Here is a 22,945-nt window from a genome sequence, read left to right as displayed (position 1 = left end):
AGGGCTTGGCGCATGCGGACACCTACGGCCTCGGCGGACGAGAGCCTGCCTGCGGGTGTACGGCCGCTGACGTCTGAGGACCCGGCTCAGATCGGCGGATACCCGCTGCTCGGACGCCTGGGTCACGGCGGGATGGGCGTCGTCTACCTGGGTCGCGGCCCCGACGGCGCTCTCGTCGCGGTCAAGACCGCCCACGGTGAGACGGCCGGCGACGAGGACTTAACACGGCGCTACGAGGCGGAGGCCGCGTGCCTGCGCCGGGCGCCCGCCGTGTACGTCGCGCGTCTCGTGGCCGACGGCAGCGGCCACCGGCCTCCCTACGTCGTCACCGAGTACGTCGAGGGACCGTCGCTGGCGCAGGCCGTCAAGGCCGACGGGCCGCTGGCCGGCGCGGCGCTGCGGGCGCTGGCGGTCGGCGTGGCGCGCGCGCTCGCCGCCGTCCACCATGCCGGGCTGATCCACCGTGACGTGAAACCGGCCAACATCATCTTGAGCGCCACCGGGCCGCGTCTGATCGACTTCGGCATCGCGCGGCCGGTCGGCGACGCGGGCGGCCCGACCGGGCCGGGCATGGTGGTGGGCAGCCCGGGATGGATCCCGCCCGAGCGTCTCGAATGCCTCCCGGCCACACCCGCCTCCGACGTCTTCGGCTGGGGATGCGTCATCGGGTTCGCCGCCACCGGCCGCAACCCGTTCGGCCGGGGTGACCCGGACGCCCTCGCGGAGCGGACCATGTTCGACGCGCCGGACCTCGACGGGCTGGACGACTCGCTGCGCGGACCGGTGAGCCAGGCCCTCAGCAAGTCCCCGGCCGGGCGTCCCGCCGCCGCCGAGCTGCAGGTGTGGCTCGACTGGGCCGGCGCGACGCGCGAGCCGGTACGCGAGGTGCCCGCCCGCAGGACGGCCCCCGAGCCGGACCTGCCGCACACCGGTGATCGAGAACCCTTCCCGACCGGCGGCCGGTCCGGCACCAGGGATCTGCCCCGGCCGAGGCGCCCCTCGGCGTCCGCGCCGGTCGCGGTGGCCGCCACGGCGACGGCGGCGGCACTCGTCGCCGCGCTCGTGACGACCGCCGCCGACCACGGCGGGCACCTGCCGGAGACGCCGCACGGCGGCACGCCCACGGCGGTGCCGTCGAACGCCGCCGTCACCCACCGCGTGGTCGTTCCGCACCGGCGAACGCACCGCCCGGCGGCGCGGAGCTCCTCCGCCCAGCCGTCCCCGGCGGACGGCCCGGCGCAGAGCGGCAAACCGGGCAAGGGGAAGGGCAGGGCCAAGGGGAAGGGCAGGGGCCCCGGCGGCTGAGCGACCGCCGGGGCACCGCGTCAGCGGCGGCCGATGGTCAGCAGCGGGCCCGTCGTGTCGGCGAAGAAGTCGTTGCCCTTGTCGTCCACGACGATGAAGGCCGGGAAGTCCTCCACCTCGATCTTCCAGACGGCCTCCATGCCGAGTTCGGGGTACTCCAGCACGTCGACCTTCTTGATGCAGTCCTGCGCGAGCCGCGCGGCGGGTCCGCCGATGGAGCCGAGGTAGAAGCCGCCGTGCGCCTTGCAGGCGTCGGTGACCTGCTTGCTCCGGTTGCCCTTGGCCAGCATGACGAACGATCCGCCCGCCGCCTGGAACTGCTCCACGTAGGAGTCCATCCGGCCCGCCGTCGTGGGGCCGAAGGAACCGCTGGCGTAGCCCTCCGGCGTCTTGGCCGGGCCGGCGTAGTAGACGGCGTGGTCGCGCAGGTACGACGGCATCGGCTCGCCGGCGTCGAGGCGTTCTTTGATCTTGGCGTGGGCGATGTCGCGGGCGACCACGAGCGGGCCGCTCAGCGACAGCCGCGTCTTGACCGGGTACCGGCCGAGCTCGGCGCAGATCTCCGACATCGGCCGGTTGAGGTCGATGCGCACGACGTCGCCCTCAAGGTCGTCCTCGGTGGTGTCGGGCAGGAAACGCGCCGGGTCGGGCTCCAACTGCTCGAGGAAGACGCCGTCGCGGGTGATCTTCGCGAGGGCCTGCCGGTCGGCGCTGCACGACACCGCGATCGCCACCGGGCAGGACGCGCCGTGCCGGGGCAGCCGGATCACGCGGACGTCGTGGCAGAAGTACTTGCCGCCGAACTGCGCGCCGATGCCGAGCTGCTGGGTGAGCTCGAACACCTGCTGCTCCAGGTCGAGGTCGCGGAAGCCGTGCCCGGCCGGGCCGCCCGAGGTCGGCATCGTGTCCAGGTAGTGCGCGGAGGCGTACTTGGCGGTCTTGAGGGCGTACTCGGCGCTCGTGCCGCCCACGACGATGGCCAGGTGGTACGGCGGGCAGGCCGCGGTGCCCAGCGAGCGGATCTTCTCCTCCAGGAAGGTCAGCATCCGCTTGGGGTTCAGGACGGCCTTGGTCTCCTGGTAGAGGAACGACTTGTTGGCGCTGCCCCCGCCCTTGGCCATGTAGAGGAACTTGTACGCGTCGCCCGGCGTGGCGTACAGCTCGATCTGGGCCGGCAGGTTGCTGCCGGTGTTCTTCTCCTCCCACATGGTCAGCGGCGCGAGCTGGGAGTAGCGGAGGTTCAGGCGCGTGTAGGCGTCGTAGACGCCGCGCGCGATGTGGCGTTCGTCGTCGCCGTCGGTGAGGACGTGCTGCCCGCGCTTGCCCATGACGATCGCGGTGCCGGTGTCCTGGCACATCGGCAGGACGCCCGCGGCGGCGATGTTGGCGTTCTTCAGCAGGTCGAGGGCGACGAACCGGTCGTTCGGGGAGGACTCGGGGTCGTCGAGGATCCGGCGGAGCTGCGCGAGGTGGGCCGGCCGCAGGAGGTGGGAGATGTCGTGGATCGCCGTCTCGGTGAGCAGTCGCAGCACCTCGGGCTCCACCTGGAGGAACGTACGGTCTCCGGCCCCGAACTCGCTGATCCCGTCGGTGGTCAGCAGGCGGTACTCGGTCTCGTCGGGACCCTGCGGAAGCAGTTCGGTGAAGGCGAACTCGGGCATCGGTGTCCTCACAGGCGGCACGGTGTTGGTGAGGCTTACCAGGGTAGAGCGGCCCGTCGACGGGGTGGACACCAGCTCGACAACCGTCTTGGTTCCGTCAAACAGGGGTATGTCCGGCTTTGGGGGAATCATGGTTCTGATGTCACACGCCGTGATCAGCGGCCTTTTCCGCAACGAAGCGGCGATCTTCGGGGTGCTGATCGTCGTGGGCCTGATCCTGGTGACCCTCTTCGTCGTGGGCTGGATCGTGATCGTCCGCCGGGGCGGCAACCGCGAGTGGCCGTTCCGCTGATCTCCTGAGACCCACGATCACGCCGAGGCCGACGAGGAGGGCGCCGCCGAGTTCGGCCATGCCCGGAGACCGGAGCCCGAGCACCACCGTGGTCGCCACCGCGCTGACCGGGATCAGGCCGGCGAACAGCCCCGCCCGGTCGGCGCCGATCCGGCCCAGCGCGTCGTACCAGACGATGAACGCGCCGGCCGTGACGACGAGCGAGAGGTACCCGAGGCCGGCGACCTCGCCCCGGGTCGGCACCCGCAGCACCGACGTGCCGTCCACGGCCAGCCCGGCGGCCAGCAGCATCGGCACCGCGGCGGCCGCCGAGTAGGCCGAGACCCGTACCGCGCCGAGCCGGGGCAGCAGCGGCAGGGCCAGCAGCGAGAAGCACACCTCCCCGGCCAGCGCCCCCAGCGCCAGCAGGAGCCCCGGCAGGCTGCCGCCGCCCAGGCCGTTGGCCAGGGCCGCCCCGGCGGTCACCACCGCCGCCGCGGCGACGATGCGCGCGGCCGGCCGCCGCCCATCCATCAGCGGCGCCGCCACGGCGAGCACGACCGGGACCGAGCCGACCACCGTCCCGATCGTCGCGGGGCTCGTGTAGTGGGTGCCCTCGACGATGCAGACGTTGAACCCGGCGAGGCCCGTGGCGGCCAGCGCCGCGAGCAGCGGCCACTCCCAGCGGGCGGACGGGCCCGGCCGCGGGCCGCGCAGCCGCGCCACGCCCAGCAGGATGACGGCCGCCACCGCGTAGCGCACGGCCTGCCCGCCGTAGACCGGATAGCGGGAGACGGTGGCGGAGACGGCGGTGAGCGTGCCGACGGTGGTCATGGCGACGGCGGCCTGGACGATGCCCCGGATGTTGGTGTTCTGCCCCATGCGCTGAGACGCTAGGGGTCTATTGGTTCCCTCACGAGGACCAATCCGCGCCACGTTTCGAGGACCATTGGACCTGCATCTCACTCTGGACCGGTCGGCGGGACGGCTCGCGGCCCAGCTCGCCGACGGCCTGCGCGCGGCGGTGCGCGACGAACGCCTGCGCCCCGGCGCGCGCCTGCCCTCGACCCGCGACCTGGCCGCCGACCTGGACGTCTCGCGCGGCGTCGTGGTGACCGCGTACGAACAGCTCGTCGCGGAGGGCTTCGTGGTGTCCCGGCAGGGCGACGGCACCCGGGTCGCGCCGGCCCCGGCCGTACGCCCGGCGCCGGAGGCGCGCAGCGAGGCGCACCGGCGCGCGCTACGGCTCGCCGCCGGCACCGAGGCGGGCCCGGCCGACCCGCCCGGCATCGCCTACGATCTGCGGCCGGGCAAGCCGGACCTGGCCGCGTTCCCCCGCGACCGCTGGGCGGCGACGCTGCGGGACGTCCTGCGCGAACTGCCGCACGCCGCGCTGAACTACCCCGATCCTGCGGGCGTGCCGGAGCTGCGGGCCGAGCTGGCCGCGCACCTGGCACGGGTGCGCGCCGCCGTGGCCGACCCGGCGGCGCTCGTCGTGACCGCGGGCGTGGCCCAGATGCTGGCGATCGTCCCGCGCGTGCTGATCGAGGAGGGACACCGGCTGCTCGCGGTGGAGGACCCGCTGGGCCACCACCAGATCCCGATGATCCGGGCCACCGGCGTCGAGCTGGCCGGGGTACCCGTGGACGCGGAGGGCATCGACGTCGACGCGCTGGCCCGTACGGGGGCGCGGGCGGTGCTGGTCACGCCGGCCCACCAGTTCCCCACCGGGGTCGTGCTCTCCCCCCGGCGCCGCGCCGCGCTGATCGACTGGGCGCGCGACGTCGACGCGCTGGTCATCGAGGACGACTACGACGGGGAGTTCCGCTACGACCGCGACCCCGTCGGCTGCCTGCAGGGGCTCGCGCCGGAGCGGGTGCTGCTGGCCGGTTCGGTGAGCAAGGCGCTGTCGCCCGCTCTCCGCATCGGCTGGGCGGTGGCGCCCCCGTGGCTGGCGGTACGCCTGCGGGCGGCACGCGCCCTGTACGACCTCGGTTCGCCAGTGCTCGACCAGCACGTCCTCGCACGCCTGATCGCCGGCGGGGAGTACTCCCGGCACCTGCGGCTGATGCGCCGGACGTACCGGGACCGGCGGGACGCCTTCGTGGCGGCGCTGGCCGAACGCCTGCCGGAGGTGCGGGTGCACGGCGTCTCCGCCGGCCTGCACGCGTACGCCGAGCTCCCCGGAGACTGCGACGAGGCCGCCGTGGTCGCCGGGGCGGCCGCGCTGGGCGTGGCGGTGGAGGGCGTCGCGCCGATGCACGTAGGGCGGCCCGGCCCGCCCGCGATCGTGGTCGGCTACGCCCGGCTGGCCGAGCACCGCCTCGCCGAAGCGGTCGGCCTCCTCGCGAGAGCGGTGGCCGCCGCCCGGCCCGGGCGGCGGGACGATCTCCGCCGCGCATAGGGTCGATGGTGTCGGCACAACGTTCCGGGAGGCATCAGATGTCCGAGCAGGAACACCGGGTCGAGCACGACTCCATGGGAGACGTCCGGCTCCCGTCCTGGGCCAAGTGGCGGGCCCAGACGCAGCGGGCGGTGGAGAACTTCCCCATCTCGGGCCAGCGGCTGGAGCGCGCGCAGATCGCGGCGCTCGCCCGCATCAAGGCCGCGGCGGCACGGGTCAACGCCGAGCTCGGCGTGCTCGAACCGGAGATGGCCGACGCCGTCGAGAAGGCCGCGCTCGCCGTCGCCGAGGGCGAGTACGACGAGCACTTCCCGATCGACGTGTTCCAGACCGGCTCCGGCACGTCGTCGAACATGAACGCCAACGAGGTCATCGCTACGGTCGCCCAGGAACGGCTCGGCCGTCCCGTCCACCCCAACGACCACGTCAACGCCTCCCAGTCCTCCAACGACGTCTTCCCCACCTCGATCCACATCGCGGCCGCCGGTCTCGTGGTGCACGAGTTGGTCCCCGCGCTCCGGCATCTCACGGACGCGCTGGGGCGCAAGGCCGAGGAGTTCGCCGCCGTCGTCAAGGCGGGCCGCACCCATCTGATGGACGCCACACCGGTCACGCTCGGCCAGGAGTTCGGCGGGTACGCCGCCCAGGTCGCGTACGGCGTGGAGCGTCTCGAGGCCGCCCTGCCGCGCCTGGCCGAGCTGCCGCTGGGCGGCACCGCGGTCGGGACGGGCGTCAACACGCCGGCCGGCTTCGCCCAGCGGGTCATCGCCGAGCTGGCGCACGACACAAATCTGCCGCTCACCGAGGCCCGGAACCACTTCGAGGCGCAGGGCGCGCGCGACGCCCTCGTGGAGACCAGCGGGGTGCTACGGACCATCGCGGCGGGCCTCATCAAGATCGCCAATGACCTGCGCCTGATGAACTCCGGTCCGCGCGCCGGCCTGGCCGAGGTCCGCCTGCCCGAGCTCCAGCCGGGCTCCTCGATCATGCCGGGCAAGGTGAACCCGGTCATCCCCGAGGCGGTGTGCCAGGTCGGAGCACAGGTCATCGGCAACGACGCCGCCATCGCCTACGGCGGCACGGCGGGCACCTTCGAGCTCAACGTCATGATGCCGATGATGGCCCGCAACCTGCTGGAGTCGCTGCGCCTGCTGACCTCCGTCTCCCGCGTCCTCGCCGACAAGTGCGTCGACGGGATCGAGGCCGACGCCGAACGCGGCCGGGAGTACGCCGCCTCCTCCACGGCCATCGTCACGCCGCTCACCCGCTACATCGGCTACGAGGAGGCCGCCAAGGTGGCCAAGCGAGCGCTCGCCGAACGCCGGACGATCCGGGAGGTCGTGCTCGACGCCGGATACGTCGATCGCGGCGACCTGACGCTCGAACAGCTCGACGCCGCACTGGACACCCTCGCGATGACCCGTCCGAGCGGGTCCTGAGGGCGGCGCGCCTCAGTACCAGCCCGCGGCCTCGGCGTGGCCCCAGGCCGCGCACGGGGTGCCGTACCGCCGGGCGATGTAGCCGAGCCCCCACTTGATCTGCGTCGCCGCGCTGCCGCGCCAGTCGTCGCCGGCGCTGCGCATCTTGGTGGCGGGCAGCGCCTGAGGGATCCCGTACGCCCCGGACGAGCGGTTGCGCGCCAGGTGGTTCCAGTTGCTCTCGCGTGTCCACAGCCGGTCCAGGCACCGCCACTGCCGGTCCGACCAGCCGCGCGGGGTCATGAGCGCCACGGCCAGCAGCCGGTTGCGCAACGGCGCGGAGATCTCCAGCGCGTCGACGCGGCCGGAGTCGTGTGCGGAGTCATGGTCCGCGCGGACCTGCGCCGTCGCCGTACGGCCGGGCGCCCACGGGCCCACCGTGACGGCACAGCCGATGGCCGCGGTGATCCGGATGATGTATCGATGCACAGCCAGGACACTCTCCGCGGCCACGGCGGGGCGACACCCGCGCGGGCGGCATCCGTGCCGGGCCGTTACCGGTTCTTTGCCGCCGCCGCGCCGTTTCGTTGCTCCTGGCGCGTGGCGTGGTGACGCCGGTCGCCGGTGTCGGGCTTCTTGTGGTGCCGCGCCGCGACGATCCGCGAGGCGGCCGTGCTCGGCGACGCCGCGCGCGCGGGCGCCGCCAGGGCGAGCCCCGCCGCGACGCCGAGGCCGGCCAGCGTGGCGACGGCCTTCGGCGCAACGGAACCACGTATGGAGTTGTGAACCACTGTGTGCCCGACCCTTAGTACCAGCCGGTGGACTGGGAGTGCGACCAGGCCCCGCACGGGGTGCTGTACCGGTCCTTGATGTAGCCGAGGCCCCACTTGATCTGGGTGGTGGCGTTGTTCTGCCAGTCGGGCCCGGCGCTGGCCATCTTCGAGCCCGGCTTCGCCTGCGGGATGCCGTACGCCCCGGACGGGTTGGCGGCGTGCACGTTCCAGCCGCTCTCGCGGTTCCACAGGTTGACCAGGCAACCGAACTGCGAGCTCGGGCTCCAGCCGTAGCCCGGCAGCAGCGAGCGCGCGATGCGCTGCGCCTCGCCCGCCGGCACCGGGTTGCCCGCGCTGGGGGTGCTGGGCTTCGGCTTCGGCGGAGGCGTGCCCTTGGCCAGCAGCCTCGGCCGGACCACCGTGTTACGGGCGGCGCGGGAGGCGCGCTTCTTCAGCTCCTTCTGGCGCCGCTTCTCGGCGTCCGCGCGCTGCGCGTCGGTCAGCGGCGCGGGGGGCGGGGCCTGAGCCTGCACCTGCTGGGTGCTGTTGTGCCGGTCCGAGGAGGAGGAGCCACCGGTCACCGCCCAGGCGACGCCTCCGCCGCCGACCACGGCGACGGCGGCTGCGACCGCGGCGAAGCGGATCAGCCGCTTGTTGCCCGCGGTGGGGCTGCGGCGCGCGCCCTCGAAGTCAGGGGTGAGCGCGGGGTCCGGCCCGGGCCCGCCGTACGGCGGCATGGCCGAGGTGGCCATGGGCTCCGGCTCGTACTCCGGCTGGTACACGGGGATGTCGTGCGCCGTGTTGTCGGCGGGCGTCTCGCCCATGTCGTACGCGGCGGTGGCGTTGCCGTCGGGCGCACCGTGCGCGTAGCCGCTCGGGTCGAAGTCGCCGGTGTCGTACGAGGGCGTCTCGTCGTACCCGCCGTCGTCGTGGGCGGAGGGCGCGCTGAGAGGTGCGCCGGCGACCTTGAGGTCGTCGTGCGGCGTCGGGACCGGGCCGCTGCCGGTCTCCCACGGCACCTGCTGGGGGTCGGCGCCGTCCTGTCGATCGTCTCGTCCGGGTGACCTGAATTGGTCTCCGTACAAGGCGGTCCTTCCGAAGGTCGCACGCGCATGGGCACACGTACGAATGTCCTCACTCCAGGAACCGGCGAGGCCGCGCTCGGCGCGGCCGTTCGGTTCCCTGGGCAGGGCACGCCCTCCATGGCGGCGTACGGCGGGGGTGAACGCCGGGACTGGGGGGCTGTCCCACTGGAGTGCTTACGGCGCCCAAGACTGCACGAAGACGGGGGGTACCCCGCAACCGGAATGACGTGACTGATCTCACGGCGAACCGTGTCACATCAGGAACAGAGCGCTCAATTCACCCGGCTATCAGCGGTTTCCAAGCTTTCTCAGCTACACTGTGACTTTGGTCACATTGCTACCGAAGAACGCTCCGCGACCGCGCAGCGTGACGAGAACCCCCGGCTCCCGAAGGTGCCGGGGGTCCCCAGGGGAAGAGGCTCAGACGCCGACGTCGCCGAGCGTGTCGGTCACCAGGGCGGCGATCGGCGAGCGTTCGGACCTGGTCAGGGTGACGTGTGCGAACAGCGGGTGGCCCTTGAGCTTCTCGACCACCGCCACGACGCCGTCATGTCGTCCGACCCGCAGGTTGTCACGCTGTGCGATGTCGTGGGTGAGCACGACGCGCGAGCCGGCGCCGATCCGCGACAGCACGGTGAGCAGCACCCCGCGTTCGAGGGACTGCGCCTCGTCGACGATCACGAACGAGTCGTGCAGCGAGCGGCCGCGGATGTGGGTCAGCGGGAGCACCTCGAGCATGCCGCGGTCGAGGACCTCCTCGATGACCTCCGGGGTGGTGATGGCCGAGAGCGTGTCGTACACCGCCTGGCCCCACGGCGACATCTTCTCGTTCTCGGTGCCGGGCAGGTAACCGAGTTCCTGGCCGCCGACGGCGTACAACGGGCGGAAGACCACGACCTTGCGGTGCTGCCGGCGTTCGAGCACGGCGTCCAGGCCGGCGCACAGGGCCAGCGCGGACTTGCCCGTGCCGGCCCGGCCGCCGAGCGAGACGATGCCGATGTCCTCGTCGGTCAGCAGGTCGAGCGCGACGCGCTGCTCCGCCGACCGGCCGTGGAGGCCGAAGACCTCACGGTCGCCGCGGACCAGGCGTACGGACTTGTCGGGCATGACCCGGCCGAGGGCGGAGCCTCCGCCGGAGAGCAGCCGCAGGCCGGTGTGGCAGAGCAGGTCGCGCGCCTCGTCCAGGTCCACCTGGCCCTCGTCGTACAGGCGCTCGAGCCGGTCGGCGGTCACCTCGAGTTCGGCCATGCCGGTGTGCCCGGTCTCGATCACCTTCTCGGCGCGGTACTCCTCCGCCGTCAGGCCGACGGAGGCCGCCTTGACCCGCAGCGGAAGGTCCTTGGACACGAGAACGACGTCGTGCCCCTCCTGGGACAGCGACAGCGACACCGAGAGGATGCGCGTGTCGTTGTCGCCGAGCCGGAATCCGGCCGGCAGCACGGAGGGGTCACTGTGGTTGAGCTCGACCCGGACCGTTCCACCCTCGTCGCCGATGGGCAGAGGTTCGTCGAGCCGGCCGTGCGCGAGCCGGAGGTCGTCGAGCGTCCGCAGCGCGGCACGGGCGAAGTAGCCCAGCTCCGGGTGGTGACGCTTGGCCTCGAGCTCGGTGATCACGACGATCGGGAGTACGACCTCGTGCTCGGCGAACCGGGTCAGCGCTCCCGGGTCGGCCAGCAGGACACTGGTGTCGAGGACGTACGTGCGCCGGGTGGCGGCTGATCTGGCCACTCGTTCTCCTTCGGGCGCCTGCCCAGGCGGACCGCCTGAGGAGGCGTCCTTTCCTCGGGGGGACCTGTTTCGACGCTAGAGCCGCCACCCCACCCGAGAACAGAGGCAAGCCGATAAGTAACCCGGACGTAACCGGGGATTCGGCCTGGCCTCCCAGATGGTTCAGGAGCCGTAGCGGCGATGTCTCGCGGCGTAGGCGCGGATCGCCCGCAGGAAGTCGACCTTGCGGAAGTCAGGCCAGAAGGCCTCGCAGAAGTAGAACTCCGAGTGGGCGCTCTGCCAGAGCATGAAGCCGGAAAGGCGCTGCTCTCCCGACGTACGGATGACGAGATCCGGGTCGGGCTGGCCACGGGTGTAGAGATGCTCGGCAATGTGCTCGACGTCGAGGACCTCGGCCAGTTCCTCGATGCTGGTGCCCCTGCTCGCTTGTTCGTGCAGGAGTGAGCGCACCGCATCAGCGATCTCACGCCTACCTCCATACCCAACTGCGACGTTCACAATCAGGCCGGGGGCATCGGATGTGCTTTCTTCAGCATGTTTCAGGACACGGGCCGTCTTGTCGGGGAGCAGGTCGAGCGCTCCGACCGGCTTGACGCGCCACCCCTGCGCGGCGAGGTCCTCGACGGTGTTCTCGATGATCTGCAGGAGGGGCTCCAGCTCGGCGGCGGGCCGGCCGAGGTTGTCGGTGGACAGCAGCCACAGCGTGACCACCTCCACGCCCGTCTCCTGCGACCACTGGAGCAGCTCGGAGATCTTGTCGGCGCCGCGCTGGTGGCCGGTGTTGATGTCGGCGATGCCCATCGAGCGGGCCCACCGGCGGTTGCCGTCGAGGATGACACCGATGTGGCGCGGGTTCGCGTGGGGGTTCAGCCTCGCCTCAAGCCGTCGTTCGTACAGCTTGTAGACAAGGTCCCGCAGGCTCATGAGCCGCACCTACTCCCAGTTCCGCGCCATGGTGTGAGCAGTCAATTATCGCGCTCAGCTCCGCATGCGGGGCCCGTACGGATGAACTGCCGGAAAACCCCCAGGTGTCCGCCAGGGGCGCCTGAGCCCCACCAGACGCGCTGAGAGGCACCCTCAACAGGTGAGGATGCCTCTTCGGCGCTGCCGTGCCCGCAGGGCCTCTCAGGCCCGCTGAGGCCTCAGCGGATGGACTTCAGGATCGCCTCATCGAGGCCGCGGAACGACGCCAGGTACTCCCGCCGTTCGGCCTTCATCCGCTCCACCATCGCGTGGTACTCGTCGAGCCGGTCCTGCCGCTCGTACAGCCGCCGGGGCTGGAGGATCTCCATGTCGTCGATGCCCGGCAGGGAGGAGGCGACCTCGTAGCCGAAGTCGGGGTCCTGCTCCCACTCGATGGTGTCCTCGACGATGGCCTGCACGATCGCCGACGAGTGCGGGATCTTGACCTTCTTGCTCCGGTCGTCGCCCTCACCGCCGCCGACGCGGCCGGTGTTGAGGACGAACACCTTCATCTCGTGGCCGTCGAGCAGTTCGAGCATGCGGTTGCCCATGTCGGCCATGTCGCGCGGGAAGAACGGGTTGGTGCCGGGCACGCGGAGGAACTTGCCCTCCTCGTCCTTGCCGCCGGCGCTGGTGCCCGTGGTCTCGCCGAGCATGAAGTACGCCGCGGCCTGCGCGCGGTCGAGGCGCGCGACGCCCGGGACGATGTTCTCGTTGCGGTTGAGGATCAGCAGGAACTCGGCGGGCTCCACCTGGTCGGCCGGCCACGGGTCGACGTACTTGAACGGCCAGGTCGTACGCCCGTTCTTGGTGTACGACGTGTCGAAGAAGTCGACCTTCCCGTTCTCGTCGACGGAGACGTTCTCCAGGTAGGCGTCCGGCTTGGTGGTCGCGTGGTAGATCGTCGGCTCGAACTCCGGGTCGAGGCCGAAGGTCTTGGCGAAGCAGCCGTTCTCGGTGGTGTAAACCCGTCCCTGGGGCATCAGCGCGATGAAGTCGTCCTGGACCGGTTTACTGCCGAGCTGGGTGGTGAAAGTCGTCGTGGTCTTGCCGGTGCCGGAGAGACCGACGATCAACACCGTCTTGTTCTCGCCGCCCACCGGAATGACCTTGCAGCCCGCGTGCAAAGAAAGGCCGCCACGCTTGTAGACGATGTTGTTCCACATTCGCAGGCCGCCTTTTTTGGACTCACCGAAGTAGTCCGAATTGAAGACGCGCGTGATGTTGGAATTCAGGTCGACGGCGATGAGGCGGTCGTTCGGGTAGCCCTCCATCGGCAGGTTCGGCGTGTAGACGACCGTCGTGTGCGGGTCCCACGTCGCCGGGTCGTAGTCCTCCCCGACCGGGTAGTAAAGCTGCTTCTGCATTCCCGCGATGTTGGCGTTCGAGGCCTCGATGACGAGGCGCGCCCGGGTGCGGAACTCCGGGTCGCTGCCGATGTAGCCGTCGACGACGACCACGTCCTGCCGGGCGAGGTAGTCCTCCTGCACGGCCGCGACGCGCTCGTACTCGGCCCGCGTGATGGTCTGCTTGGTGGTGTTGGTCGAGTCCTCGGCGATGAAGGTCGACTTCGCGCTCCGGCTGTCGACCCTCGCCTTCACCACGACGTTGGCGAACTCCGTGACCGACGAGTTGGGCATCTTCTCGGTGAGTTCACGTAGTCGCTCCGGGCCGGGGTTCCACTCGACGGAACTGGCCTTGACTTCGTACGCCACGATCGCTCCTTCAAGCCGGTACGCCCCTCGGCTGAATGACCAGGGGTTTTTCCGAGTGTACCCGGAGGAACGATTTATAACATGAGTGGGGCTGGTTTAGCGAGAACGCTTTCGAGCCATTGGTTTAGACCTTTGGCATAGACCTTTGGATTAGACCTATGGAGTAGACCTCTTTCGCGATTCTCTTTGTTTCTGATGTGTTGCCGGTGCGTTTTACCGGCTTCACACCTGCGGACCGGCGGCGCGCGCCCGCTCGACGTGCTGCAGGGCGTCGCGGAGCTCGGCCAGCCAGTCGTCGGCGTTCTTGCCGACCAGGCGCACGCACCACGCCAGGGCGTCGCTGCGGCTGCGTGCCACGCCCGCGTCCACGAGGGTGTCCAGCACTCTGCGCTCCGACTGGCGCAGCCGCGTCATCACCGGAACGGACAGCTGGGTGAACATCGTCGTCTCGTCCCCGCACTGGACGCCCCAGGAGACCTTGCGACCGAACCGGTGCTCGGCCTCGCGGGCGATGTCGACCCGGCGTTCACGCGTGTCCTCGCGGAAGCGCTGCACATGCCCGGCGATGACGCCGGAGCGCTCCGCCTCGGACGCGCCCTCGGCCGCCTTCGGCTCGGCCAGCCGGCCGATCACGCTGATCTCCTCGCGGTCCAGCACGACCTCGGGAGCGCCCTCGAACCAGCCGTCCGGAAGCCGCCCCGTGAACCACCCGCGCAGCTTCTCCAGCCCGTCATTCGTAGTCATGTAATCATGATTACACACTAACGCCGTACCGGCCAAGCAAAGCCTTCATTGCCACTCGCCGAACGTAGGCCGCGCACGACGCCGCCGGCCTTCGGGCCGTCGGTGTGCTGTTCATGGCCCCGCAGCACTTCGGGAACGTCCTCGGCACCGAGGCGTCGGTGCGGGGCTACGACCTGGTTGGGCTCCGCCTCCCGTCAGCGGGGCACCACCGCCGCGTGGACGAGACGGGCCTACCGGCGGACGCGCCAGACGACGTCGGCGGCGGCCTCAAGGTGGCCGCCTCGGTGCTCGCGGTGGTGGCGGTCGCTCAGGCGCCGCCGGCCTTGCGGGCGGCGAGTTGCGGGTTGACCCGGATGGCGCCCCAGAAGTTGGTCATGTAGACCGTCTGGATCTGCACGTCCGTGCCGGTGTGCGGCGCGACGACCATCTTGTTGTTGCCGAGGTAGATGGCGATGTGCGAAACGCCGTTGAAGGTCGGGTCGTTCTTCCAGGTGAGCAGGTCGCCCGGCTGCGCCTGGCTGTAGGGCAGCCGCCAGCCGGTGAACGCCTGGATGTCGGCGGTGCGCGGCATCCGGATGCCGGCCTTGGCGAAGGCGTACTGCACGAGCCCGGAGCAGTCGTAGCCGCCCTCCGCGTCGGACTCGCCGCCCCAGACGTACGGCATGCCGATCTTCGACTCGGCCGCGCGGATCACCGTGTTGACCTCGGGCGCGGTCAGGACCTTGCCGTTCGGCGAGCTGCCCGGCGCGCTCGTGCCGTCGTACCGCGACTCCAGTGCCGCGGTCTTCACCCCGTGCGGCAGCACCTTGGCGAGCGCCTTGCGCAGCTTCGCGACGTCGGTGTGCGGCGCGCTGACGAGCAGCGCGTTGCCGGACGGCATGCCGATGGAGCGGGCGGTGGCGTGCGAGACGACCGCGTCGACCTGGCCGATGCCCATCGTGGCGTACGCGCCGACGCGTACCGCGGTCTTGTGGTCGGTGCCGCCGATCTGGGTCCAGGAGGCGAGCGGGACGCCGCCGTCCTTACCCATCGTGAAGGAGACGGCGACGTCGCCGCCGGAGATGTTGCGCCACAGCGCGTCGGACTTGGCGCTGGCCTCGGGCGTGTACGCGCGGAAGGTCGAGGGTTCGACGCCCATCACGCCGACGCGCTTGCCGGCGACGAACGCGCGGGCCGCGTCGACCACCTCGACGGCCTTGACGCCCTTCACATGCCGGACCGCCTCGACGTTCGCCGCGGGGATGGTCTGGTCGGAGGCGACGAGGACGTGCGGGATGATCTCCTTCCGCAGCGCGGAGACGGCGCCGGGCGTGTAGCCCGCGGGGTCGGTCGCGGCGACGAGACGCTCACCGCTCGTTCCCACCGGGGTACCGCTCTGGTCACGCGCGACGACGACCGCGATGTCCGCGGCGACCGTGGTGACGAGAGTGACGCCAATGACCGTCGGCAGCATGCGGCGGCGGCTCGGCCAGCGCACAGCACCCCTCCTCATCCCCGCTGTGTCGTACGACTATGGCCCACCGGGCAACGGTCGTCTACCCGTGCACCGTGTGGACCACTCGTCTTCGCCTGGCCGCATCATGCGTACAGGCGCCCGCCATTGAGGTAACACTGCGATAACTGAAAGATCAAGACCGTTCGGCGCCGATGTTGACAGAAATTCCAATGAGCGGCCTTTCGGCGCGTACGCACGGTCAGTAAGCGAATGTCCGCAGTGACCGAATCAGCCTGTCGTCAGTTCTTTCTGAAGCGCGGCGGTCTCGGTGACCGGCATCCGGCAGGTGAACTCCCGGCACACGTACGCCGCGGGGCGTCCGTCGACGGGCGTGCGGCCCTCCATGAGCGGGACGCCGTCGCCGGTCGCCACGACGGCGGGCACCGGGCTCAGCAGCGCCGTACGGTGCAGCTCGCGGGTGCGCGGGTCGTCCGCCGGGCCGGCGATGGCCACCTCCAGCGGGCCGGCGAGCAGCGCCTCCACGACGGCCAGGCCCCAGCCGGCGAACCGCGCGTGCCGCTCGGCGAGCGGCACCACCGGGGCGAGCGCGGCGGCGGCCGCGTCGCGGTGCCGCGCCGAGCCGGTGAGCGCCGCGTACGACAGCAGCGCCCCGGCGGCGGCGAACTGCCCGGACGGCGTCGCGTTGTCGGTCGGGTCCTGCGGGCGCTTCCAGAGGCGCTCGGCGTCGTCGGCGGTGTCGAAGAACCCGCCCTGGCCGTCGGCGAACCGGTCGAGCACGACGTCGAGCAGTTCGCCCGCGAACGCCGCGTGCGCCGCGTCGCCGGTCACGCCGTACAGCGCGATGAGTCCCTCGGCCAGGTCGGCGTAGTCCTCCAGCACGCCGACGTTGTCACCGGCCCGGCCCTCGCGTGAGGTGCGCCGCAGCCGCCCGTCGCGCCAGTGGACGTCGCGCAGCAGCCGCGCGGCCTCGATCGCGGCCTCGACCAGGTCGGGCCGGTCGAAGTACGCCCCGCACTCGGCGAGCGCCGCGATCGCCAGGCCGTTCCAGGCGGCCACGACCTTGTCGTCCCGTCCCGGCGGGACGCGCCGCGCACGGGCCGCCAGCAGCGCCGCGCGCACCCGCGCGTACCGCTCGCGGTCTTCGGGCGGGCGCGGAAGCTGCAGGACCGAGCTGCCGTGCTCGAAGGTGCCGGTGACCTCGAACAGCTCCACGGCGTACGCGCCGTCGTCGGCGCCGAGGACCTCGGTGAGCTGCTCGGGCGTCCAGACGTAGTAGGCGCCCTCCTCGTGCCGGCCCTCCGGTGTCTCGCTGTCGGCGTCGAGGGCGCTGGCGAGCCCGCCCTGCGCGGTCCGCAGGTCGGCCAGCATCCAGTCGCAGGTCTCCAGGGCGATCCGCCGGCCCTCCTCGGCGCCGGTGAGCCGCCACCAGTGCGCGTAGACGCGGGCGAGCAACGCGTTGTCGTAGAGCATCTTCTCGAAGTGCGGCACGACCCAGGCGGCGTCCACGGAGTAGCGCGCGAAGCCGCCGCCGAGCTGGTCGTAGATGCCGCCGCGCGCCATCGCCGTGAGCGTGGCGTCCGCCATCTCCAGGGCCGTCTCCAGCCCCTCGCCGCCCCGCGCGGCGCGGCGCAGCAGGAACTCCAGCACCATCGACGGCGGGAACTTCGGCGACGTGCCGAACCCGCCGCGTACCCGGTCGTACCCCTCCGCGAGCCCGCGCACGGCGGCGGCCGGCACCTCCTCCGACGGGGCGGCGCCGCCCCCGAGCCCGGTCGCGCCGGTCAGCGCGCCGACGACCTTCTGCCCCTGCGCGAGGACCTCGTCGCGCCGGTCGCGCCACGTCTGGGAGACCGCCTGGAGGAGCTGCTGGAAGTGCGCGCGGGGGAAGTAGGTGCCGCAGTAGAACGGCTCGCCCGACGGCGTCATGAACACGGTCATCGGCCAGCCGCCCTGGCCCGTCATCGCCTGGGTGGCCTCCATGTAGACGGCGTCGACGTCGGGGCGCTCCTCGCGGTCCACCTTGACGCTGACGAACAGGTCGTTCATCATCCGCGCCGTCGCCGGGTCCTCGAACGACTCGTGGGCCATGACGTGGCACCAGTGACAGGCGCTGTAGCCGACCGAGAGCAGGATCGGGACGTCCCTGCGCCGGGCCTCCTCGAAGGCGTCATCGCCCCAGGGGAACCAGTGCACGGGGTTGTCGGCGTGCTGCAGCAGGTACGGGCTGGTGGCGTCCTTCAGCCGGTTCATCGGGTCTCCGGAATCTGGCCGGGTGCGCTGGTGCCGTGCTCGGGCCCTCGTCGCGGCGGCCCACGGTTCCACCGTAGTGGGCCGCGAAAGCCGGTCCGGCGGGACATCTTCGGCAATTGCGCAGCGCGATTTCAGCGTATGGCCCGGCCAAGCGAACTAACCTATGCAGAGGAGTCATCATGGGCGGAGTGTGCATAGTGGATCTGATTTCGGTCTCGGCGCTGGTCTCGCTCTTGTCGAAGATCTTCAACAGCACCACGGAAAAGGGCGGCGAGCAGTTGTGGCAGTCGCTGACCTCGGTCGTGCGGCGACTCTTCGGCCGCAACACCACATCCGTCGAGGCGGTGAAGCGCCTGGGCGAGCGGCCGGGTGACCCGGACGCGATCCGCGCCCTCGCGAAGGCGCTCGTCGACGACGCCGGCCGCGATCCGCAGGCCGCCGCCCAGCTGCGCCACTGGGTGCTCGCCGCCGAACGGACCATCGCCGCGGACGGCGCGGTGAGCGGCGAGGTAAGCGGCAACGTCGCCTTCTGAGCGTCCGCCACCCTGGCGTTGCGGAACCTTTCAGGTTCGTCGGAGGCAGGCTCCAGGATGGTGGGCCACCATCCGGCAGCATGCGAATCCTCCAGGGTGGAGTGCTGCTGGCGACGGGCGCCGCACTGCTCCTCACCGCGGCCTGCGGATCCTCCTCGGGCGACAAGGCGGCGGCCTCGCCTTCCGGATCGGCGTCCTCGGGCGGCTTCGCCGCGTACGCCGCCTGCCTGAAACAGCACGGCGTGAACGTCCCGACCGCACGCCCGTCGGGCCGTCCGTCCGGAGGCGGCGGTGGTTTCTTCGGCGGCGGCGACCAGCAGGCGGTCCAGGCCTGCCGGTCACTGGCCCCGCAGGGCGGCCGCTTCGGCGGACAGGGCATGCAGGAACTGCAGGCGTACCGCAGCTGCCTGTCCGACCACGGAGTGAAGCTGCCCACCCCGACACCGGGCGCCCGGCGCACACCCGGAGCCCAGCGCACCCCCGGCGCCCGCCGCTCCCCGGGCGCGGGCTTCCTCGGCGGCCTCAACACGGCGGACCCGAAGGTCGCCAAGGCGGTCAAGACCTGCAAGCCGCTGCTCCCGACGTTCTCCCCGCGTCCGTCACCGAGCTGACCCAGATCCCCGCGCGGGCCCTCCTCCCCCGCGCGGGTCTCTCCGGCCGCGCGGGTTCCCTCCCCCGCGCGGCTCCCCGCTGTACGGACCCTGGTTGTCCACAAGCCGTGGATCGCTCTTCCGCTGCTTTCCCGAGCTTGGGACGATGAAATTGGGATGGCCCCCCGGGAGGGAGGGGTCCGCTACGGGGCCCACCCGACGGCCGGGGGGCGGAGCCGGCGTCAAGGGGCCGCCGCGCGGTGGGTTCGGCGGCTCGGTGGGCGTAGTGACCAGGACACGACGGTCAGGGCCGTCATGGCGGTGAGCGGTGCCAGCTCCCCGAGCGCGTACCCGGTGGCCAGGTGGGACACGATGGCCCCGCTGTAGGTGAACAGGACGCCCGCGTAGGCCCACTCCTTCAGCAACGCGTACCCCGGCGCGAGCAGGGCCGCGGCGCCCAGCATCTTCCAGCAGCCCAGCAGCACCAGGAAATAGGGCGGATAGCCCAGGTGCGTCACGAGGTCGCGGACGTACGGGATGCGGGCGACGTCCCACAGGCCGCCGACTCCCAGTTCGGCCGTGACCAGGGCGGTGGCCGACCAGTACGCGAGCGCCCGCGGGCGCGTGAGCCCGGACCGGCCGAGCCCCCGCGCTACAGCAGTATCACTACATGTAGCTTTACTACTCATACTGCCGACGGTAGCTTTGCTACGTATGAGTGCGCAAGCGTTGAAGGGCCATCTGGACGGCATGCTGCTCGCCGCGCTGGAGGACGGTCCCCGCCACGGATACGCGGTCATGGAGATCCTGCGCGCGGGCAGCGACGGCCGGTTCGACCTGCCCACCGGCACGATCTATCCGGCCCTGCGCCGTCTCGAACGCGCCGGGCACGTCCGCGCGCAGTGGTCCGAGGAAGGCGGGCGACGCCGGCGGGTGTACGAGCTCACGCCCAGCGGCCGCCGGACGCTCGACGACGAACGTCATGCCTGGCAGGAGTTCTCCTCCGCCGTCACCGCCCTGCTCGGGCCGCATCGGCGGCCGGTGACGTCGTGACCGGTCCCGGCGCCGTCGACGAGGTCATCGGGACCTACCTGGCCGAGATCGCCGCCCGGCTGACCGGCCCCGCCAGGGCGCGCCGCGACATCCTCGCCGAGCTGGAAGCCGGTCTCGCCGACGCGTCCGACGCCCACCGAGCCGCCGGGCTGAGTGCCGTCCAGGCCGCCCGCGCCGCCGTCGCGGAGTTCGGCGGGCCCGAGCGGGTCGCCGAGGGATTCCACGCCGAACTGGCCGCCGCCCAGGCTCGCCGGGTCGTGCTGCCCCTGGTGACGGCCGGCCCGTTGATCGGCGGCCTGTGGACGGTCACCGCCATGGGCGGCAGGACCGTTCCGCCCTGGCAGTGGGCCGGTACCCCCGCCGAGGCCCGGCCGGTCATCCTCCTCGCCGTGCTCGCCCTCGCGGCCGCTATCGCCGGCACCCTTTTCACGATGGCCACCACCGGCCGGTTCGTCGGCCGGTTGCCCGGCCGTCCCCTGGTCACCGCGGCGATCGCCGCCGGCGGTACGGCCCCGATCGACCTCACCCTGCTCGCCCTGTTCGCCGTGCAGGTCGCCGCCGCGCCGAGCCGTTTCGCCGTGTTCCCGGCGGCGACGGCCGCGGCCGCCAGCCTCATCCGCCTCGCCTACGCGGGCCGCGCGGTCCGAACCTGCCTCGCGACGCGGGCCCTCAGCCGCCCTGGACACTCGTAGCCGTCACCGCACCATCCCGGCCCGCCGAGCACCGGACGACGACCGGCACGCCGCCCCCGAGCGTCTTGACCGCCACCACACCCGCCTCGCCGCACCGACGGTCAACCCGCCCTGGACGCTCCCGGCCGTCACCCCACCATCCCGGCCCGCCGAACACTGAACGATGACGGACCTACACGCCGACCCCAAGAACCTTGACCGTCGCCTGCACCTGCCTCGCCGCGCCGACGGTCAACCCGCCCTGGACGCTCCCGGCCATCACCCCACCATCCCGGCCCGTCGAGCACCGGACGACGACCTGCGCACCGACCTCGGACACCTGGACCGCCGCCCACGCCCACCGCGGTCCGGGCCTGCCTCGCGGCGTCGGCGGTCAGCCGCCCTGGACGCTCGTGGCCGTGACCGTACCGTCCTGGCCCGCGGAGCCCTGGACGGTGATCTTGGAGCCGGCCCTGAGGGCCTTGGCCGTCGCCTTCTTGGCGACGGTGATCTTCGTGGAGCCGGTCGTCTTCACGCGGACGATTCCGTTCGGGGTCTGGACGTAGATGGTGTCGCCGTCGACGAGTTTCACCGTGCCCGACGTGCCGCTGCCCGCCGTCGGCGTACCGCCGTTCTGACCGCCCGGCTGGCCGCCGTTCTGGCCGCCGTTCTGACCGCCGAAGCCTCCGAAGCCGCCGAAACCACCGCCCGGCTGGCCCCGGGTACCGCCCTGCCCGGTGCCTCGCCGGAGCTGGCCGAGCACGGCCGCCGGGTCGGATGAGTTCTTGGCGCCCCAGTGGCGGTCGGCCTGTACGCCGCCGACGAAGCCGCCCACCAGTAGGACGCCCGCGACGAGCAGGACGGTGGCCGACGGCGGCCGGCGTCTCGGCCGTTCGTCGGCCTTGAGCTCCTCTGCCAGGTCGCCCTCGAACGGCGGGGTGTTCAGCAGATCCTCGGGTGGCACATCGAGGTCCTCAGGTGGCGCGTCGTTCGTCTTGCGCCGGGTTCCAGTCACGGTTGCTCCCTATTCGTGGCGGAGGGCTTCGATGGGCCGGAGCTTGGCCGCGCGGTTGGCGGGATAGCTGCCGAAGAACAGGCCGATCGCGACGGAGACCCCGAGGGCCAGCACGATCGAGCTGGGGACGATGACCGGCTTGACCCCCACCACCTTGAACTCGCTGCCGATCACACCGGCGGCGACGCCGAGCAGCCCGCCCAGGAGGCTGAGCACGGTCGCCTCGACGAGGAACTGGCCGAGGATGGCGCCGCGCGGCGCGCCGATCGCCTTGCGGATGCCGATCTCACGGGTTCGCTCGGTCACCGTGACCAGCATGATGTTGGTGATGCCGATCCCGCCGACGAGCAGGCTGATCGCCGCCACCGCTCCGAGCAGCACGGTGAACGTCTTGCTGCTACTGCTGATCGCCGACTGCAGTGTCGCCTGGTTCATGATCTGGAAGTCCGCCGTGTTGCTGCCGGTGATGCCGTGCCGCTGGTTCAGGATGTCGGTGATCTCCGACTGCGCGGCGTCGACGGTCTTGGGCGTCTTGGCCTGCACGACGATCTGGTTCAGCGCGCCGTACCCGGTCAGGCTCTCCTGGACGGCCGGGAGCGGCGCGATCGCCACGTCGTCGGCGTCCTGGAAGCCCGACGACCCCTTGGTCTTCAGCACTCCCACGACGGTGAAGTTCACGCCGTTGACGGTGATCTGCTTGCCGACCGCGTCGACCGTGCCGAACAGGTCCTCGTTCACGGTCTGCCCGATCACGACGACCTTGCGGTCGTTCAGCACGTCGTCGTTGGTGAAGTAGGTGCCGCGGTCGATCGGGTCGTTGGACGCCTCGAAGTACGTCGGGTAGGTGCCGACGAACTGCTGGATCGCGTGGCTGGTCCCCGCGTACGCGGCGTTCGCCGAGGAGGCGTTGACCACCGGCGAGACGCTCTTGACCGACGGGGCCGCCGACGCGTCGGCCATCGCCCGCGCGTCGTCGACGGTCAGGTCGTGCGCCTGGGTACGCGGCCCGGTCTGCTGCTGCGCCCCGGCACCGGGGGCACCGCCGCCGCCGAACGCGCGGGCGAACCCACCGCCGCCCCCGCGCGCGCCGGCGCCGCCACGCGACGTCGAGGGTGTGACGGTCAGCGTGTTCGTGCCGAGCCGTTCGATGTTCTGCTGCACCTGCTTGGACGAGCCGTTGCCGACCGCCACGAGCAGGATCACCGCGCCGACGCCGATCAGGATGCCGAGCGTCGTCAGGCCGCTGCGAAGCTTGTTCGCCGCCAGGCCGCGGAACGCGAACGTGAGTACTTCGCGTGTCATTGGTCGCT

The 22,945-nt window shown here is 71.6% G+C and carries 21 protein-coding genes; 7 read left to right on the top strand and 14 right to left on the bottom strand.

Annotation, left to right across the window (positions count from 1 at the left end):
* Positions 1–12: 12 nt before the first annotated feature.
* Entirely contained in the window at positions 13–1,305 is a 1,293-nt protein-coding gene (locus ACQEV1_RS12575) for a serine/threonine-protein kinase (RefSeq protein ID WP_433393862.1), read from the top strand.
* 20 nt (positions 1,306–1,325) lie between these two features.
* Here ACQEV1_RS12575 and ACQEV1_RS12570 read toward each other — a convergent pair whose 3' ends face one another.
* Both ACQEV1_RS12570 and ACQEV1_RS12565 read right to left on the bottom strand, forming a co-directional pair.
* Positions 1,326–2,966, bottom strand: coding sequence for a fumarate hydratase (locus ACQEV1_RS12570; protein WP_433393860.1), 1,641 nt, complete (start codon positions 2,964–2,966; stop codon positions 1,326–1,328).
* Between the two features lie 142 nt (positions 2,967–3,108).
* Positions 3,109–4,119, bottom strand: coding sequence for an EamA family transporter (locus tag ACQEV1_RS12565; protein WP_433393858.1), 1,011 nt, complete (start codon positions 4,117–4,119; stop codon positions 3,109–3,111).
* Between the two features lie 67 nt (positions 4,120–4,186).
* Here ACQEV1_RS12565 and ACQEV1_RS12560 point away from each other — a divergent pair, with 67 nt between their 5' ends.
* Both ACQEV1_RS12560 and ACQEV1_RS12555 read left to right on the top strand, forming a co-directional pair.
* Positions 4,187–5,641 carry a PLP-dependent aminotransferase family protein gene (locus ACQEV1_RS12560; RefSeq protein ID WP_433393856.1) on the top strand — a complete coding sequence of 485 codons (1,455 nt, stop codon included), beginning with the start codon at positions 4,187–4,189 and terminating at the stop codon, positions 5,639–5,641.
* Positions 5,642–5,679: 38 nt separating this feature from the next.
* Positions 5,680–7,080, top strand: a complete 1,401-nt coding sequence (locus tag ACQEV1_RS12555) for a class II fumarate hydratase (protein ID WP_433393854.1) — start codon at positions 5,680–5,682, stop codon at positions 7,078–7,080.
* A 12-nt stretch (positions 7,081–7,092) separates the two neighbouring features.
* On the opposite strand, the gene ACQEV1_RS12550 is transcribed toward ACQEV1_RS12555, so the two are convergent.
* The 9 genes from ACQEV1_RS12550 to ACQEV1_RS12510 all read right to left on the bottom strand — a co-directional run bounded on the left by ACQEV1_RS12550 (position 7,093) and on the right by ACQEV1_RS12510 (position 17,773).
* Entirely contained in the window at positions 7,093–7,548 is a 456-nt protein-coding gene (locus tag ACQEV1_RS12550) for a lytic transglycosylase domain-containing protein (RefSeq protein ID WP_285618588.1), read from the bottom strand.
* A gap of 65 nt (positions 7,549–7,613) precedes the next feature.
* Positions 7,614–7,850, bottom strand: coding sequence for a hypothetical protein (locus ACQEV1_RS12545; RefSeq protein WP_433393852.1), 237 nt, complete (start codon positions 7,848–7,850; stop codon positions 7,614–7,616).
* A 14-nt stretch (positions 7,851–7,864) separates the two neighbouring features.
* A complete protein-coding gene (locus ACQEV1_RS12540; protein ID WP_433393850.1) occupies positions 7,865–8,917 on the bottom strand; it encodes a hypothetical protein in 1,053 nt (350 codons plus the stop codon).
* 420 nt (positions 8,918–9,337) lie between these two features.
* Positions 9,338–10,645 (bottom strand): PhoH family protein, encoded by a 1,308-nt coding sequence (locus ACQEV1_RS12535; protein WP_285570944.1) that lies wholly within the window; start codon positions 10,643–10,645, stop codon positions 9,338–9,340.
* Between the two features lie 162 nt (positions 10,646–10,807).
* Positions 10,808–11,569: an isoprenyl transferase gene (locus tag ACQEV1_RS12530; protein WP_285618592.1), complete on the bottom strand. Its 762-nt coding sequence runs from the start codon at positions 11,567–11,569 to the stop codon at positions 10,808–10,810.
* A gap of 218 nt (positions 11,570–11,787) precedes the next feature.
* Positions 11,788–13,323: a phosphoenolpyruvate carboxykinase gene (locus tag ACQEV1_RS12525; RefSeq protein ID WP_285618593.1), complete on the bottom strand. Its 1,536-nt coding sequence runs from the start codon at positions 13,321–13,323 to the stop codon at positions 11,788–11,790.
* A 222-nt stretch (positions 13,324–13,545) separates the two neighbouring features.
* On the bottom strand, positions 13,546–14,067 hold the full coding sequence (locus ACQEV1_RS12520; RefSeq protein ID WP_285618594.1) for a hypothetical protein: 522 nt from the start codon (positions 14,065–14,067) through the stop codon (positions 13,546–13,548).
* A gap of 307 nt (positions 14,068–14,374) precedes the next feature.
* The gene (locus tag ACQEV1_RS12515) at positions 14,375–15,544 is read right to left on the bottom strand and encodes a C40 family peptidase (RefSeq protein WP_285618598.1); all 1,170 of its coding nucleotides are present in this window, start codon (positions 15,542–15,544) and stop codon (positions 14,375–14,377) included.
* A 246-nt stretch (positions 15,545–15,790) separates the two neighbouring features.
* A complete protein-coding gene (locus tag ACQEV1_RS12510) occupies positions 15,791–17,773 on the bottom strand; it encodes a thioredoxin domain-containing protein (protein ID WP_433393846.1) in 1,983 nt (660 codons plus the stop codon).
* Between the two features lie 179 nt (positions 17,774–17,952).
* On the opposite strand from ACQEV1_RS12510, the gene ACQEV1_RS12505 reads away from it, so the two are divergent.
* Together ACQEV1_RS12505 and ACQEV1_RS12500 are read left to right on the top strand one after the other, a co-directional pair.
* A complete protein-coding gene (locus ACQEV1_RS12505) occupies positions 17,953–18,306 on the top strand; it encodes a hypothetical protein (RefSeq protein ID WP_285618601.1) in 354 nt (117 codons plus the stop codon).
* Positions 18,307–18,386: 80 nt separating this feature from the next.
* Positions 18,387–18,917 (top strand): hypothetical protein, encoded by a 531-nt coding sequence (locus tag ACQEV1_RS12500; protein WP_433393844.1) that lies wholly within the window; start codon positions 18,387–18,389, stop codon positions 18,915–18,917.
* Positions 18,918–19,138: 221 nt separating this feature from the next.
* Here the strand turns inward: ACQEV1_RS12500 and ACQEV1_RS12495 are convergent, their stop codons facing one another.
* Positions 19,139–19,585, bottom strand: a complete 447-nt coding sequence (locus tag ACQEV1_RS12495) for a DoxX family protein (protein WP_433393842.1) — start codon at positions 19,583–19,585, stop codon at positions 19,139–19,141.
* Positions 19,586–19,610: 25 nt separating this feature from the next.
* On the opposite strand from ACQEV1_RS12495, the gene ACQEV1_RS12490 reads away from it, so the two are divergent.
* Entirely contained in the window at positions 19,611–19,949 is a 339-nt protein-coding gene (locus ACQEV1_RS12490) for a PadR family transcriptional regulator (RefSeq protein ID WP_285570971.1), read from the top strand.
* Positions 19,946–20,641: a permease prefix domain 1-containing protein gene (locus ACQEV1_RS12485; RefSeq protein WP_433393840.1), complete on the top strand. Its 696-nt coding sequence runs from the start codon at positions 19,946–19,948 to the stop codon at positions 20,639–20,641. Before ACQEV1_RS12490 ends, ACQEV1_RS12485 begins: the two co-directional genes overlap by 4 nt.
* Before the next feature lie 373 nt (positions 20,642–21,014).
* Here the strand turns inward: ACQEV1_RS12485 and ACQEV1_RS12480 are convergent, their stop codons facing one another.
* Together ACQEV1_RS12480 and ACQEV1_RS12475 are read right to left on the bottom strand one after the other, a co-directional pair.
* Positions 21,015–21,635 carry a hypothetical protein gene (locus ACQEV1_RS12480; protein ID WP_285618608.1) on the bottom strand — a complete coding sequence of 207 codons (621 nt, stop codon included), beginning with the start codon at positions 21,633–21,635 and terminating at the stop codon, positions 21,015–21,017.
* A gap of 9 nt (positions 21,636–21,644) precedes the next feature.
* On the bottom strand, positions 21,645–22,937 hold the full coding sequence (locus ACQEV1_RS12475; RefSeq protein ID WP_285618609.1) for an ABC transporter permease: 1,293 nt from the start codon (positions 22,935–22,937) through the stop codon (positions 21,645–21,647).
* Positions 22,938–22,945 lie beyond the last annotated feature (8 nt).

The organism is Actinoallomurus sp. CA-142502 (genome assembly GCF_050936355.1).
In the GTDB taxonomy this organism is placed as follows: domain Bacteria; phylum Actinomycetota; class Actinomycetes; order Streptosporangiales; family Streptosporangiaceae; genus Actinoallomurus; species Actinoallomurus iriomotensis.
The sequence above is the reverse complement of the archived record's forward strand: the minus strand, read 5'-3'. Positions and strand labels throughout refer to the sequence as shown.